The 15,650-nt window shown below is 48.6% G+C and carries 17 protein-coding genes and 1 pseudogene; 14 read left to right on the top strand and 4 right to left on the bottom strand.

Annotated features, from left to right (window positions below):
• Window positions 1-141 precede the first annotated feature (141 nt).
• The 8 genes from E5354_RS03545 (at window position 142) to E5354_RS03510 (ending at window position 4,750) form a co-directional block, all read left to right on the top strand.
• Entirely contained in the window at window positions 142-528 is a 387-nt protein-coding gene (locus E5354_RS03545; RefSeq protein WP_135946451.1) for a rhodanese-like domain-containing protein, read from the top strand.
• Between the two features lie 11 nt (window positions 529-539).
• On the top strand, window positions 540-938 hold the full coding sequence (locus E5354_RS03540) for an FKBP-type peptidyl-prolyl cis-trans isomerase (RefSeq protein WP_135946450.1): 399 nt from the start codon (window positions 540-542) through the stop codon (window positions 936-938).
• A 161-nt stretch (window positions 939-1,099) separates the two neighbouring features.
• A complete protein-coding gene (locus E5354_RS03535) occupies window positions 1,100-1,693 on the top strand; it encodes a hypothetical protein (RefSeq protein ID WP_135946449.1) in 594 nt (197 codons plus the stop codon).
• 80 nt (window positions 1,694-1,773) lie between these two features.
• Window positions 1,774-2,265: an RNA polymerase sigma factor gene (locus E5354_RS03530; RefSeq protein ID WP_135946448.1), complete on the top strand. Its 492-nt coding sequence runs from the start codon at window positions 1,774-1,776 to the stop codon at window positions 2,263-2,265.
• 12 nt (window positions 2,266-2,277) lie between these two features.
• Window positions 2,278-2,895, top strand: coding sequence for a hypothetical protein (locus E5354_RS03525; protein ID WP_135946447.1), 618 nt, complete (start codon window positions 2,278-2,280; stop codon window positions 2,893-2,895).
• 102 nt (window positions 2,896-2,997) lie between these two features.
• Window positions 2,998-3,498 (top strand): RNA polymerase sigma factor, encoded by a 501-nt coding sequence (locus E5354_RS03520; RefSeq protein ID WP_168353814.1) that lies wholly within the window; start codon window positions 2,998-3,000, stop codon window positions 3,496-3,498.
• Window positions 3,499-3,500: 2 nt separating this feature from the next.
• Window positions 3,501-4,052: a hypothetical protein gene (locus E5354_RS03515; protein WP_135946445.1), complete on the top strand. Its 552-nt coding sequence runs from the start codon at window positions 3,501-3,503 to the stop codon at window positions 4,050-4,052.
• A gap of 5 nt (window positions 4,053-4,057) precedes the next feature.
• Entirely contained in the window at window positions 4,058-4,750 is a 693-nt protein-coding gene (locus tag E5354_RS03510) for a CPBP family glutamic-type intramembrane protease (protein ID WP_135946444.1), read from the top strand.
• A gap of 97 nt (window positions 4,751-4,847) precedes the next feature.
• On the opposite strand, the gene E5354_RS03505 is transcribed toward E5354_RS03510, so the two are convergent.
• Together E5354_RS03505 and E5354_RS03500 are read right to left on the bottom strand one after the other, a co-directional pair.
• The gene (locus E5354_RS03505) at window positions 4,848-5,636 is read right to left on the bottom strand and encodes an SDR family NAD(P)-dependent oxidoreductase (RefSeq protein ID WP_135946443.1); all 789 of its coding nucleotides are present in this window, start codon (window positions 5,634-5,636) and stop codon (window positions 4,848-4,850) included.
• 30 nt (window positions 5,637-5,666) lie between these two features.
• Window positions 5,667-6,443 carry a glucose 1-dehydrogenase gene (locus E5354_RS03500; protein ID WP_123395126.1) on the bottom strand — a complete coding sequence of 259 codons (777 nt, stop codon included), beginning with the start codon at window positions 6,441-6,443 and terminating at the stop codon, window positions 5,667-5,669.
• A gap of 206 nt (window positions 6,444-6,649) precedes the next feature.
• On the opposite strand from E5354_RS03500, the gene E5354_RS03495 reads away from it, so the two are divergent.
• From E5354_RS03495 to E5354_RS03470, 6 genes and pseudogenes are all read left to right on the top strand, one after another.
• On the top strand, window positions 6,650-8,011 hold the full coding sequence (locus E5354_RS03495) for an alpha/beta hydrolase family protein (protein ID WP_135946442.1): 1,362 nt from the start codon (window positions 6,650-6,652) through the stop codon (window positions 8,009-8,011).
• 22 nt (window positions 8,012-8,033) lie between these two features.
• Window positions 8,034-8,378, top strand: a complete 345-nt coding sequence (locus E5354_RS03490; protein WP_135946441.1) for a DUF3795 domain-containing protein — start codon at window positions 8,034-8,036, stop codon at window positions 8,376-8,378.
• A gap of 19 nt (window positions 8,379-8,397) precedes the next feature.
• Window positions 8,398-8,967 (top strand): YdeI/OmpD-associated family protein, encoded by a 570-nt coding sequence (locus tag E5354_RS03485; protein WP_135946440.1) that lies wholly within the window; start codon window positions 8,398-8,400, stop codon window positions 8,965-8,967.
• Window positions 8,968-8,992: 25 nt separating this feature from the next.
• Window positions 8,993-9,628, top strand: coding sequence for a hypothetical protein (locus tag E5354_RS03480; RefSeq protein ID WP_135946439.1), 636 nt, complete (start codon window positions 8,993-8,995; stop codon window positions 9,626-9,628).
• A gap of 94 nt (window positions 9,629-9,722) precedes the next feature.
• Entirely contained in the window at window positions 9,723-12,023 is a 2,301-nt protein-coding gene (gene bglX / locus E5354_RS03475) for a beta-glucosidase BglX (protein ID WP_135946438.1), read from the top strand.
• Between the two features lie 135 nt (window positions 12,024-12,158).
• Window positions 12,159-12,410: pseudogene (locus tag E5354_RS03470) on the top strand (hypothetical protein); the annotation flags it as partial.
• A gap of 53 nt (window positions 12,411-12,463) precedes the next feature.
• Here the strand turns inward: E5354_RS03470 and E5354_RS03465 are convergent.
• Window positions 12,464-15,025, bottom strand: a complete 2,562-nt coding sequence (locus E5354_RS03465; RefSeq protein ID WP_135946437.1) for a glycosyl hydrolase 115 family protein — start codon at window positions 15,023-15,025, stop codon at window positions 12,464-12,466.
• 108 nt (window positions 15,026-15,133) lie between these two features.
• Window positions 15,134-15,595 (bottom strand): DUF4405 domain-containing protein, encoded by a 462-nt coding sequence (locus E5354_RS03460; protein ID WP_135946436.1) that lies wholly within the window; start codon window positions 15,593-15,595, stop codon window positions 15,134-15,136.
• Window positions 15,596-15,650: the final 55 nt, after the last annotated feature.

Genomic DNA, 15,650 nt, shown 5'->3' with positions numbered 1-15,650 from the left:
TTCAACAAAGATAGTAATTTCAGGCAACAACCACAACAACAAAATATTTCCCCCATAGTAAGCGCTATTTAACGAAAATGCCTAAATTTGTAATAACGCCGATAGCGTGAACACAAGACATTAAAATAAAACCGAAAAATTATGAAACGTATACTCATGGCAATATTGGCCGCATTGGGCATCTGCACAAGTTGCTCGGCCTCCGATGTCAACAAACTCTCTCCACAGCAATTCAACGATGCTGTAAACACCGACTCGATGGCTGTCGTGATTGATGTGCGCAAACCGTCGGAATATGCCGAGGGGCATCTTAAAAACGCACAACTGCTTGACTTTCTTGACGAGGCGGCATTTGACGAAGGGATAAAGAATCTCGACAAGACAAAGCATTACTACATATATTGCCGCAGCGGACGCCGCAGTCACAATGCGGCCGAGAAGATGCAGAAACTCGGACTGACCGTCTACGACATGAGCGGCGGAATACTGAACTGGAACCGACAAGGGCTCCCCACTACAACCGAATAAAGTAATCTCCGATGGCTAAACAAGAGTATATCATCAAGAACCGCGAATGGCTCCAAAACAAAGCCAATGAACCCGGCGTACTCCCTATCGACAAGGGCATATACTATAAAGTGTTGAAACGTGGCCGCCTCGACTCCCCTTCGCCCAATCGCAACAGCGTCGTGACCGTCCACTACACCGGACGCACAATCAACGGCAAGCAATTTGACAGCAGCCGGGGAGGCGCTCCCGTAGCCATGCGACTGCGTGAGCTGATTCAAGGATGGATCATAGCCCTGCAGCAAATGCATGTCGGCGACAAATGGGAAATATACCTCCCTGCCGAAATGGGTTATGGCCGCCTGTCCCAGCCCGGCATCCCCGGCGGCTCAACCCTCATATTCGAAATTGAACTAATCGGAGTCATGTAATCCCCTCCTCACCCAAAAGCCTATCCGAGGCTGCCGTAGCGCCAATCACGCATCCCGGCAGCCTCGATTGTTTAGAAATATATGAGATAAAATGTGCTTCGCGACATTATGGGGTGAAATCCGGGATTTCGGTGCATTATATTTGCTGGAAAAAAGTAATTATGGAAAATACAGCAACTAACTCACCGAGCCGCCGAGGCAAAAGTCTGAAATTTGATCAGGAATGGAAAGACGCAGTCGACCGTCTGCCCAAACACTACCGCGACGAAATATGCGCCGCAATCGAATCCTATCAGCGCGACTTGACAGTAATCGAGGTTACACCCGGCGTGCCACGAGCCATATTCATGCTCATCATGCCCACAATCCGCCGCCGCTATCGCGCACGTGAATTGCGTCGCCTCGCCCGCGCCCGCAAGGCTGCGGCAAAACCCGCTCCTTCAAGCCGTTGTATATCCCGGCAGAATAACGCGCCGCAGCCTAAGCCGGCACAACAAGCCCCAAACCGACAGCCAAAGCCCCAACAATCCCAAGTCACGCCCGCAGTCAAGCAAAAGGCCGCGGCCGACGTCAAACAACAGGCAGCGCAGCCTAAGTCCGCACCTTGCGAGCAGCCTAAAACAGCAACATCCCCCTCCCCGACAACAACCGGAAGCAGTCCCGGCAAAAGCACACTCGAGAAACTACTGCGCCACAAGCACTCCCGTCATAACCGCAAGAAACACCGAACAGGGCCTAAAACCGAGCGCTTCTAAAAAAATTCAATATTTTTTGGTATTTGTTGTAGTTTTTTCGTACTTATTGCATCATATGTACAGAAACGCCAAATCAACAGATGAAAAAATCAGAAAACAACGACAATCGCGACTTCCAACGTATAGTGATGGAGCAAAAATCCACCATCTACTCCGTATGCTACATGTACGCAACATCCAAGGAGGAAGCCGACGACCTATTCCAGGAAACGCTCGTAAACCTGTGGCAGGGCTTCGACAGTTTTCGCGGCGACAGCAGCATTCGCTCATGGGTCTATCGCATCAGCCTCAACACCTGCCTCACACAAAAGCGAAAGAAACGCATCAAGACCGTACCGCTCGACATCTCTCCCGAAGTGTTCAGCGACACTACACCCGAAGGCCGCAACAACGTTCTTCTACATCAGCGAATAACACGCCTCGAGCCCTTCGACCGAGCAATCATACTCCTTTGGCTCGAGGATATGACCTACGAGGAAATCGCCGCCATTGTAGGAATATCCGTGAAAGCCCTCAGCGTAAGGCTCATGAGAATACGCCAGAAACTTATATCACTCAACTCCAACTCTTAAAAAATCAACGCTATGGACGAAATAAAAGCACTTCGCGACCAAATGGTCAAAATGAAAAGCAGCCTCGACAACTACGCGATAATCAACACCCGCCTGATGCACACCGTAATAAAAGAGCGCTCTAAAGGACTTAACCGATTAGTGACCGGTGAAATAATATTGATTCCATTCCTGTGCCTCTTCTTCTTCGGCCTGTGCTATGTACTCGACATGTCGATGTGGATTGCAATAACAATGGCCGTCGGATGCATTGTCAGCGCTATATTCGACTTCAAGACCGTGAGAGTACCGAGTAAACTGATCGGCCAACTGAGCCTACGCGATTTCAAAGCCTACCTCCTACGCCAGAAACGCCAACGCGCTATTCAAATGGCAATCGAGCTTCCATTATCAGTAATATGGCTTGCATGGTTCTTGCTCGAATACATCGGCAACGAGAAGCTGTTTGGCGACATCATCGTCGACAACACGACCAAATTTATAGCCGTTGGAGTGGTAATTATCATCGCCATCGTCGTCGTTGCTGTAATCTACCTGTCAATTCAGGATACCAACAACCGAATGATTTGGGAAATCGAAGCAATGGAAGGCAAAAATCCCACTCCAAAATCCCCCGACACGCAACAATAGCACATCGCCCCGCTTATCGGGCGGGCATTATTTCCGATTTTTTATCGCCTCAGGGAACTATTTTGGGAATATAGCATCTAACATTGTAAATAATAAATGCAAATGGAGAGATGTTCTGACTATAATAGTTCCTTTACCTCTTTGGTCAGGCGGCACGAAAAGATAATTTTCAGTGCCTGTTTCTTCTATGCCAATAACGATGTTTCGTTTGACGATATTAAGCAGGAAGTTTTAATTTCTCTATTCAAGGGATACCGACATTTCCGTAATGAGTGTTCCGAAGCCACTTGGGTATATAAGGTGTGCATCAACACCTGCTTGCTTTCTTTGCGCCGACTGTCGCCCAGGATAAAGACACTTTCATTGGATGAAATTCCCGCAATCCATTTTCAAAATGAAAACGACAATGAATACCGCGAGAAAATCGAATGGCTGTATGCCTTGATTGCCCAATTAAACCCGATGGATAAAGCATTGATTCTGATGTGGCTTGATGAACTGAGCTACGATGACATCGCCTCCAATATGGGCATTCCGAGAAACACGGTCGCTTCACGGCTATATCGTATTAAAGAAAAACTATCATCAAGAAAGGAGGTTTGAATATGGAACTTGAAGATTTGAAAACAACTTGGCAGTCAGTTAAGCCTCATATTGACTCGCAAATCAATGATGATGTGGCAAACGGGGTACTTTCAAAAAGAAGTGACATAAAATCAAGACTTTTGAAAAGAGCAATTTGGGAAGGGATAATCACAGTGATTTGTCTTATTCTTATGGCTTTAAGTCCGTTTTGGTCGCCCATGAAATTCCCGTACTGGTGGCTTGCGGTGTTTTGTTCAACCATTATTGTTACTAATCTATATGGAATCCGGATTTACCGCTCCATTAAGGCAATTAATCTATGGGAGGACTCAAACAATGAGATATTGAAAGTCATTTTGTCAATCAAAAAACTATATCGCAATGTTGAACTTGCCACTGCAATAGTTTTAATCCCATTGTTAATATGGCTCTCCCTTACACCGATGTTTATCCATAGCTGGAGAATGTTTTTCGTATGGGGCATTACCGTATTGGCATTCAGTCTTGAATACTTATGGTACCGCAATAACATAAAACAATTAAATAATCTTGTAAATTGGGAAAAGGAGTAATAAGTATGAAATTCATTCTTTCGCGTACTGATGACCGTGAGGTCCATTCCAAGAAATGGATCGTAGGTTATGGATTGCTGTTCTGGATAGTCAGCCGTATATTCGCAATGTTGCTGGTTGTAGGGTGTGTGGCTGTCTATAACGCATTCGGTATCAACCCGGAATCCATGACCGGATTCGCAGGCAGTCCGGAAACGGCAAAGAATATTGGATCCCTGTCCTATGTGTTGATGACGGTATGCATCGTCGCTCCGTTGCTTGAGGAGTGCATCTTTCGACTTGGGTTATCGTTCAAAAAATGGCAAATAGCGCTTGCTTCGGCTTCCATCCCCGCATATATTCTTTGGCAGCGGTTCACCTCACTTACCGCATTCTCAATTGCACTGTACATTGTAGTCATCGTTGCCGCATTCATCTTAATATATTCACTGACAACCGAATACTATTGGCAAAAGCTGCAACAAAAGTATTTCAGATTCGCAGTATGGGGTACGGCGATAGCATTCGGCTTGATACATCTTATTGCTTTTACCCATTATAGCATCATTCTCGTGCCATATATGCTGTGTGTTGTCACGGTGCCATTTGCAGCAGGATGTGCCATTACCTATTATCGCGTAAACCTTGGCTTTTGGTGGGGTGTTGCAATGCACATCTTCAATAATCTCCCGGCAATATTTGTACTGTTAACAATTTAGTTACAATAAAAATCCCCCTACAATTAACCTCGCTAAAATAGCTATGGGGCTGTGCCAAAAGCAGACGCAGTCCCATAATTATTTAGTAATGTTTAGGTTAGCTCGGCATTTTGCTTTCATACATTCCGCCGCCGTCCACCATGAGGTTGATGCCGGTAATCCATGATGCGGCATTGCTCATGAGAAATACGAAAGCGTGAGCTATGTCGGCAGGAGTGCCGCGACGCTTCATGACAATCGCGTCAGATATCTTTTTCAGCATGGCGGGGTCATAACCGGCCTCAAGCGTGGCATCGCCGTTATCGACCGAACCGATCACAACAACATTGAAGCGCACTTCAGGCCCCGAAGCCACAGCCATGCTGTGGGCCATGTTGATTAAGCCGGCCTTAGCCGTGCTGTATTCGATAAATTCAGGCGACGGAGTGACACCGACCATTGAGCCGGAGAAGACCACCGAGGCATTTGGCTCCTTGCGCAGATAAGGCATACAGTACTTCGTCACGTTATAGGCGCTGATCGTATTGAGCTTGTAGGAAGCCACCATAGCTTCCGTGTCAGAGCCCCAAAGCGGAGTAGCTTTACCCCACCCTACATTGTTGATAAGTCCTGAGATCTTGCCGAATTTGGCAACCACCTGTTCAACAAGGCTCTTGAGGTCGGAATCGTTGGTGGCATCGGCCCTGATGCCTATACACTCGCGATCGGATTCCTTCTCTATCTTGGCGGCTACGGCCTTTACCTTCTCTTCATTTATATCGGTGAGGGCTACATTGGCGCCATGCATCGCGAATTGGCGAGCCGCCTCGCTGCCTATGGCACCTGCAGCCCCGGTTATAAGTATGACTTTCCCTGAAAAGTCATACAGTTCATTTGCTGGATTCATTATTGTATTCTATTAAAATTCATTACATTATCAGTCCAATGTCTGGTTTCCGCCTCCATTGACAAATATTACTTGTCCGCTGATCCATGCCGATGCCGGCGACGCGAAGAACAACACAGCCTGAGCTATATCCGACACCTCGCCGAGTCGATTTATCGGGGTGCGTTTCAGCATCTTCTCCTGCAATTCGGGAGTAAGAATCGATGCAAGGGCTGCGGTCTTTGTCGCACCCGGGCCAACGTTGTTGATGCGCACTCCGTAAGGGCCGAAATCGTAGGCCAGATTGGCGGCCAAGTGATTAAGCGCGGCCTTGGATGACGAATAGACACACATGTTGGCTTCTTTGTCGATCGAACTAATCGATGTGATGTTGACTATGCTTCCGTAGCCCGATTTGCCCATTTCGGGCACTGCAAGCTGGCTCAGACGCAGCGGAGCGAAAACATTTATACGATAGATGCGATCTACATAGTTCATGTCGATCTTAAACGGATTCTCGCGGCCACCGCCTCCAAGACCCACGTTATTTACAAGGATATTGACTGTGCCAAATGTATTCACTGTCGTGTCGATAAGTTTTACCAGGTCGGCATCCTCAAGAACATTGCACACCTGCGAGATAGCCTTACCGCCTGCAGCCACGATTCCGGCGGCTACGGCCTCGGCCTTATCGGCATTGATATCGCTCACTACAACTGACGCACCTGCTGCGGCCAGTATTTCGCAGCAGCCCTTACCTATGCCGTCGCCACCTCCTGTAACAACTGCGACCTTTCCTGAAAGGTCGAAAAGATTTTTAATGTCCATATTGATGATTAATTATACCATTTAGAACCCAAATTCAAACGGGCTTGTTCAGGACAATCCATGTAATTATATCCCCCACTCTGATAAATACATATACCGGCATTGAAACTCTGAAATAAGACCGCAATTTTGGAATTATTTTGTAAATTTGTGCCTATGCCGTCAACTGCTATCAGCCGGCTTTTAATATACAAACAACATCCGTTATGAACAGTCGATTGAAATTGCTGTTTGCCATCTTGGCGATAGCTTCATTATTCTCATTTCAAGCTTATGGATTGACCGGTTCCTGGAGAGGCGAACTCACACTGGGCGTGACAAAACTTCCGATTGTATTCAATTTCTCGGAAAGCGGCGACGGCTCCACTCAGTGCACACTCGACTCCCCGGCACAGGGTGTCAAAGGCATTCTCGCCACGGTAGCATATTGCACATCCGACTCCATATCGCTAACTTGCAACGCCATCGGAGCATCCTACAGTGGACGGATTATGCATGATGCGATTAAAGGGTCATTCAGCCAGCGCGGTTATTCGTTTCCTCTCGATCTGTTGCCTGAAGCCCCGATTGAAGAGCGTCGTCCGCAGACACCGCGTCCGCCATTCCCTTATGAAGTCATCGACACGACATTTGTGGCCCCCGACGGAGCCGTAATGAGCGCTACATTGACTATGCCCGAGCGGTTGTCGGGCAATAAGGTTCCCGCCGTACTGATGGTGAGCGGCAGCGGGCCGCAGAATCGCGATGAAGAGTTAATGGATCATCGCCCGTTTGCCGTAATTGCCGACTATCTTGCACGCAACGGCATCGCCTCGTTGCGTTATGACGACCGAGGCACAGGACAATCAACCGGAAATTTCCTCACCGCCACAACCTATACGCTAAAGGACGATGCCAAGAGTGGCATCGCTTTCTTGCGCACTATTGACCGTATCGGAAAAACGGGTGTGCTCGGACACTCCGAAGGCGGCACAATCGCTTTCATGCTCGGTGCCGAGAATGTGCCCGATTTCATGATTTCACTTGCCGGAATGGCAATCTCTGGTAAGGAAACGCTTCTTCGACAAAACGGCCGCCGGCTTGACCAGACGGCGATTGGCGATGATGACAAGGAGAGCATCCTCACGCTTATTGGCCGTGTGTTTGACACGATGCATGAGCAGAGCCTTAAGGGAGTGTCAACTGCCATCGATATTGACTCGATAGTTAAGGAGTCAGGATTGACGGTAAATCCTCTCATAGTGTCATCGCTCAAAATGACTCAGCAACAGCGAAGCCCTTGGATTGATGCCTTCATAGGATTAAATCCGCGCACTTATCTCAAAGAGGTCAAACGCCCCCTGTTGGCAATCAACGGCGATAAGGACACTCAGGTCTACCCCGACAATCTGTCGGTGATACAGGAGCTTGCCCCGCAAGCCCAAATCAAGCTTATGCCCGGGTTGAATCATCTGATGCAACATGCCGTTACAGGCGATGCCAATGAATACGGCGATATTCGTGAAACAATTTCTCCCGAGGTGCTTGAATCCATAGCTCAATTCATCACCGGCTGCTCAGCCAAGTAATTTTTTTTGCAATTTGAAAAATATGAAAGCAATAGAAGCCAATCCTCAGTTGATAGCGTCATGCGGACTTTATTGCGGCGCATGCCGTAAGTATCTGACCGACAAGTGTCCGGGATGTCATCGCAATGAGAAAGCGTCATGGTGCAAGATTCGTAAATGCGTCAGTGAATACGGATACAACACCTGCGCCGAGTGTGCCACGGCGGTTGAAGAGTGCAAGACCTACTCCAATTTCATTTCAAAAGTGTTTGCGCTGCTGTTCAAGTCCGACCGCCCCGCTTGCATCCGTTACATCAAGGAGCATGGTGAAGAGGCATTCGCCGAGGAAATGGCTCGCCGCAGGTGCCAGACCATGAAACGCAAATAACCATCATGCCGTCCAAGCGATGACAGTTAAGGAGATTCTGCCGATCACCTCCCGAAAGGAGTTTCGCAAATGGCTTGAAAACAACCATTCAGTCAAACACGAGTGCTGGATAGCTGTCAAGCGAGGCAAGACTCCTCCTGATGACACCCTGTGGTATCTCGACGCCGTAGAGGAGGCCTTATGTTTCGGATGGATTGACTCCACGCTTAAGTGTGTCGACGGTGTAGCCCTGCAGCGTTTCGGGCCAAGGCGCAATAGCGGATGCTGGACAGAGCTGAACAAGGAGCGGTGTCGACGGCTTGAATCACTCGGAATGATGACCGAAAGCGGACGGAAGGTGTGCCCCGACCTTGATGAGGAATTTGTGATAGACCGTGATATATTGGATGCTTTCATGGCCAATCCTGTGGCATGGAGTAATTTCCGTTCATTCCATCCGCTCTATCAACGGGTACGAATTGACAACATTCAGCGCAACAAGAGCCGTCGGGAGCTTTTTGAAAGTCGACTCATGAAGCTTATTGAGGCAAGCGAACGGTGCGTCATGATTGGCGACTGGAACGATTGTGGCCGACTGCTCGATTATTAGAAAATTCACATTAGCAATAACCGTTATGTCAATAAAAGGATTGATAAAAGGAGAAACAATTAAAGTCGACAACCATTCGGCAGGTCAAGCCATAGACATTGATGATCGTGGTTTGCACCTTCATAAGCGTTTCAATAAAGCATGTAAAAAGCATGGCAAAGCCGAAGCTATAATACCATTGAATGAAGGTAATATAACATTCAGGAATGTCGACAATAAAGAAGGGAGAGAAATTGTCAATGAAATTTCCAGGACTTTAAAAAATCCCGATATCCGAAGTCGGTTTGTGGGACAACTTGTAGATTGCCTTAACGATTTGGCTAAATATAAAGACATGTATATTGATAAAAATCAGAATTATGATAAAGATAATCGTAAATTGAATGATGAAGGATATCATAAATTAAAAGATATTATCAATCATGTTGCCGACATATTTGATATGAAATCCAATGATTTAATCGACTTTGAAAAGATTGGAGAAAAGGCAATAGCGAAATATAAAAGCCAATATTTATCAACCAGAGGCATTATGCATTTGAATGCAGAGCGCACCAATCTGTACATCTCAAATATGTATGTTAAAGCTGATATGCAAGAATGCTCATTTACAGTTACACGCTCAAGAAAGATGCTTGATGAGCCTTGGGACGATGAATAATAGACCCATTCTCATTTTATAAGGTGATTATCGGGATTCTGTGATAAATTTGCTATTTTTGTTTACAAATAACCGTTATTAAATTATACCGATCATGAAATTCATTTCTTCAAAAGCCGCTTTTGCAATGGTGATGTTGCCGGCACTTGTGGCAACAATTCTTATGACGCAGTCGTGTGGCAAGTCGGGTGATGTTGATTCGCTCTATCGCGACCCGTCACAACCCGTTGAGGCAAGGGTGAATAACCTGTTGTCGCAAATGACCTTAGAGGAAAAGATAGGACAGCTCAACCAGTTGTCGATGCCCTATGGCGAGGGGGCTTTTGAGAATCTGTGTGACGCTGTGTCACGAGGCGAAGTGGGTTCGCTGCTCAATGTACCCACAGCCGCCCTGTCCGACAGTCTTCAGCGAGTGGCAATTGACAGCTCACGCCTTGGAATACCCCTGTTGCTGGCTCGCGATGTAATCCACGGCTATAAGACAGTATTCCCGATTCCGCTGGGACAGGCCGCCACATTCGACACGGCGCTTGTAAAACTTGGTGCACGCATTGCCGCCACCGAGGCGTCGAGCGACGGCATCAGGTGGACATTTGCTCCCATGATCGACATAGCACGTGACCCTCGTTGGGGACGCATTGCCGAAGGTTGCGGTGAGGATGTCTACCTCACAAGCGTCATGGCAAAGGCCATGGTCGACGGATTCCAGGGCGACGACCTCACATCGCCCTCGTCGATAGCGGCCTGCGCCAAGCACTTTGCCGGTTACGGCGCGAGCGAGGCCGGGCGTGACTACAACTCCACCTACATTACCGAGCGACAGCTGCGCAACGTGTATCTCCCGCCGTTTGAGGAGGCTTGCAAGGCCGGTTGCCTCACCTACATGTCATCGTTCAACGACAATGACGGTGTGCCGTCATCGGGCAACAAGCACCTGCTCACCGATATTCTGCGCGGCGACTGGGGATTTGACGGTTTTGTCGTATCCGACTGGGCGAGTGTCAACGAAATGGTGAGCCACGGATTCTGTTCCGACCCCAAGGATGCCGCAATGAAAGGCCTTACGGCAGGCTTGGATATGGAGATGGTGAGCGGAACCTATATACACTATCTTAAGGAGCTTGTCGAGGAGGGAAAGGTAAGCATCGACGACATCGACCGTTCGGTTGCCAACATATTGCGCGTGAAGTTCAAGCTCGGATTGTTTGAGAATCCCTATACCGGAACCCCGCAGTCGGTCAAGTATGACAAGGCACATCTTGCCGCAGCCCGTCAATCGGCTGCCGAAGGGACGGTGATGCTTAAGAACGACAATGCCACACTGCCTCTGTCGACCGACATAAAGCGCATCCTGGTTACCGGTCCCATGGCCGATGCTCCGCATGACCAACTCGGCACGTGGGCATTTGACGGAGAGAAGGACAGCACCGTCACCGTACTCGATGCCCTGCGTGACATCTACGGCGACAAGGTGCAGATAATCTACGAACCCGGGCTTGGATACAGCCGTGACAAAAACACCGCCGGAATCGCCAAGGCGGTAAGTGCCGCAAGAAATGCCGATGCCGTAATTGCGGTAGTGGGCGAAGAGGCCATCCTCTCGGGCGAGGCACACAGCCTTGCCGACATCAACCTTTTGGGCGCACAGGGCGAACTCATCGAGGCGTTGTCACGCACAGGCAAGCCGCTCGTGACGGTATTCGTCGCCGGCCGACCGCTCACCATCGCAAAGCAGGTCGAGGAGTCGGATGCCGTGCTCTACTCCTTCCACCCGGGCACAATGGGTGGCCCGGCAATAGCCGACCTGCTATTCGGCGTTGTCAGCCCGAGCGGAAAACTTCCCGTTACATTCCCCAAGAGCGTAGGACAGATACCGGTTTACTACAGCGAGAAAAACACCGGCCGTCCGGCATCGGGTCATGAAACGCTTTTGAACGACATACCGGCCGAGGCCGGTCAGACATCGCTCGGATGCACCTCCTACTATCTTGATGCCGGATTCGGACCGCTCTTCCCCTTCGGTTACGGATTGAGCTATGGCGATTTCTCCTATTCCGACCTTGCCATAGACAAATCATCCTACGGAGTTGACGACACCATAAAAGCCACCGTCACCCTCTCCAACAACGGTAAGCGCGAGGCTACCGAAGTGGCTCAGCTCTATGTGCGTGACATGGTGGGATCGATAACCCGTCCGGTTAAGGAACTCAAGGGCTTCAAGCGTGTTACCTTGGCTCCCGGCGAATCGACACAGGTGACATTTGAGCTTCCCGTCAGCGAGCTTGCCTTCTACGGCCTTGACATGGAGCGCAAGGTTGAGCCCGGCGACTTCACGTTATGGATCGGAGGCGACAGCGACTGCACTCTGTCGACCGACTTTAAAGTAACGCAATAAGTAGACATATATCACAAAGGCCACGGTAAGGGTTATTGTAGCTCCTTGCCGTGGCTTTTGTGTTATTTTATATGCCGTTACATCAAAATTATTAACTTTACGCATCCATAAACAAATCATTATCCATTCACAGCCATGAAATTAAAGAATTTGCTGTCACTTATGGCACTGGGAGCCGTTACGCTTGCTTCGGCACAAGTAGCCTACGACTATTCCCGCCTGCAGCGTGAGTCACTTGGCCGCGGTGTTGTTGCCGTGCGCAAGAATCTTTCCACGGTAATGGTGTCGTGGCGTTATCTGTCGTCCGACCTCGGTGTCGACCCCAACGGCAGGGAGTATTTCTACAACGCAAATGACGCTTCGATAGGCGATGTGGACGGTGACGGATTCAAGTCGGCCGAAGAGTGGTTCTCATTCATGAGGAAGCATGCAGGCTCCGCTCAATCCTGCGGACGCGGCCCGATGTAGGACTCTTTCAATCCGCCGTAATCGATTATGATGCGCTGTATAATCAGCCCCGGGTCTTGGGCAAGGATGCTCAGAGTGGCGGGTTTTCGTGGAGATGCGATTCTAAACGAGGCTTTGTTGGCCTTTCCGTTTTGCAGCACCTGATCCTTCCAGTCGAGCGACCACTCCTTGAGTATGTCGTCAAATATTACAGGCTCGTTGCCGTCGACCACCATTGCAAACTTGGATTCGGCTCCCTTGTACAACGGGAATCTCGGCAAAGTGTATAAGGTGACGGTTATTGAATCGGAATCGATTACGGGCAGTTGGTAGTCGACTCTCAGACATGAATCGTCGTCAATGGACGAGAGCGGCTGCAGAGGTTCGCCCAACTGCAATGACTTCCAGTCATATCCTATGCCCTCCAGAATACGGATGGTGTGACCGGGGCCACAATTGGATGACTTGTAGGAGTCAACCGGAATTACGGCATAACCTACAGGAATCTCCTTGCTCTTGTCGATTGACAGGTCGACAGTTTCGGGAGAATAGCCGTCGTGAAATTTGACTTCAGGCATTTTCTGATATAGTGCGACCCATCCGATAGGGAGTGCCATCATTCCGTTCCATTTGCCGTCTAACTGGGTGTTATATTTATGTGACAGCGCGTTGATGCTGTCGTAGGCCTGCTGCGATTGCAATGCCGCCCAATTGGCCTTGCCATACTCCTTGGCCTCGGTCATTTTGTGGTTCAATTTGGACATAAGGAACTTGCGGTTCATCTGACTTGATGCCATTACCGGATATCCCAGCAATTCAAAGAACGAGGCCTTGTATTCAGCGGGCAGTTTGTCGTACAATTCGCGACAACGGTCGGCTATGTCGCCGTACTCCTTAAGTCGCGTGACGGCTTCATTGTAGTTATCGAATGAGTATTCGGGATCCTTGAGTCCGGTATATTCCGGTGAATCCCACTCGCGTTCCCACCCCATGAATTCGGGCTTGCGGCTCCATGCGAGGCGGTAGTATTGGTCAAGTATCTCCTGGAAATCGGGAGTGTATTCATCACCGAAAATCGAGCCAAGGAATGCACTTTGGCGGCGGTTGATGTTTTCGTAATTGAATCGGTCAAAGTCCCATGCCATGTCGAAGAATGTCTGCACGGCAAGCTCCATGGGCTTTATGTCGCCTACGTTAAGCAGCCAATAGCGGTCGGCATCTGTGTCGTAAGCCTTTTTCAACTCCTCATACATCAGCATGGGGGCGGTGGTGTTGAGCCACAGATAATCATGAGGAGCGCCGAGATAGGACACATGATAGTAGACTCCGGCACGGCCTTTGCGAAGCCGGTCGGCAGGGTTGCTCAGCATCTTGATGTAACCGTAGTTGTCATCGGGCCATACGAGAGTCACGTTGTCGGGGACTTTCAATCCGCTTTCATATAACTCCTGAGCCTCTTTGTAAGGCACGAAAATCTGAGGAATCGAATCGATGTCGCCGTCGATGTAGCGTGACAGGATTTCGCGCTGGTCGGTTATGGCCTGCTCGAGCATCTCCACCTTTTCGGCAGTCGTCATGTCGCCACGCATTCCTTCGTCATGGAGGCCGCGCATCGCGAGGGTGTAGATGTTGTCATACTGTGCCGCCTCCTTTACCCGTCGGTCGAGCTTGCCGTATATGGTGTTGCGATTGGTCTTGTAATTCCATTCGCCGTCAACGGCCGAGTCCCACTCCGACTTCGATGCGTTGTTGAACAAGAGGGGCTCGCAATGCGATGTAGTTATCATGATTCCGAAGCTGTCGGCGACAACCTTGTTTTCGGGATTGCAATAAAACGGCGTGGAGCAGGCATGCATTGCCGGAGCGAGCATGTTGCCCTTCAGTCGCAATATAAGCTCGCATATCTTCGCATAGGTGCGAGGCCCGATATTTCCCTCTTCGGGTTCAAATGTCTTTCCGGCCCACGGCGTAAGGCCCCAGTCTTCATCGTTAAGGAATATGCCTCTATAGCGAATCGAGGGGGATTTTGATGTTTCCTTTCCTGAAACGTAAACATTGTCAAGCGATTTTACGGGAACATCGGCCCACCAGTACCATGGCGAAACGCCCATACGCTCGCTTATGGATAATATTCCGTAGGCGGCACCGCGATAGTCGCTTCCCGCAACTACCACCGCTTCGTCGCAGCCCTTAAAGGGCGATTGGAGAGTCGTGATAATGTATCGCTCGGGGGAATTTGAAATTTCCGAGATGTCAATCATTTTACGCGCAGCCAAATCCTTTATGTAACGGCTTTGAGGCGTGCCTATGATTACAAGAGGATTCTTTGACAGAGAGCCGGCAACGGGAATCGTTTTGCCGGTCACCCGGTGAAAGTCGTCGGCAAACATTCCGGCCGCGGTTGCTATCAGGTGATGGTCGAGAGAGTCAACGAGAATGGAGCATTTGCCAAGGTTGACGCTATTGCCAACAGGCTGCCCCGAAACGCGTAATTGAGCATTGACCGGCAAGCCGATTATCGCAATTAAAAGACATATCGCAAATTTTGCATTCATAAATTAGAGGTTAATGTGATAATATGACAAATATACTAAAAATTCGGTCATCCAAATATATTTTAATAATCGCAGTTTGACTTAACCGATTGGGGGATAAACTTTTAGCTAATTATTTGAGAAGTAGTGGTAACGAGTTGGCAACCGTACGAATTTCAGAGATTTACGTAAAAAATGGATTCGTTTTAGTATATGCCCAATACTTAGAATTATTAGGGCAATCCCTATTTTATAGTGCAATAATCCTATATCGGAATTTTCCCCGTTTACTCCCAATAAGATAATTCCGGTAACCGATACAAGTAAAAATACAACCGACAGCACTACCGTAATTTTACTTTTTTTGCCAAGCCCATTTTTGATTATTCCTTTATACCATCCCCAATGTGTTGTTATATGGAATATTGCTGCCACAAAAAATAAAAAGCAGATCAAAACATGAAATACAGCCCAATTATGCCATACTTCGTGGTTGTTGCCATGTCCGGTAATATGCAATCCTATTCCGGAAAATGCTGATAAAACAAACACAAAAACCAAAATCCAATCTATTACAAAAATCTTCTTCATTGCTTACCGTTTTCATATTTACTTTACAAAATTCGGTATTCAAGTAGAATCAGAA

The organism is Muribaculum sp. NM65_B17 (genome assembly GCF_004793735.1).
GTDB lineage: Bacteria > Bacteroidota > Bacteroidia > Bacteroidales > Muribaculaceae > Muribaculum > Muribaculum gordoncarteri.
The sequence above is the reverse complement of the archived record's forward strand: the minus strand, read 5'-3'. Positions and strand labels throughout refer to the sequence as shown.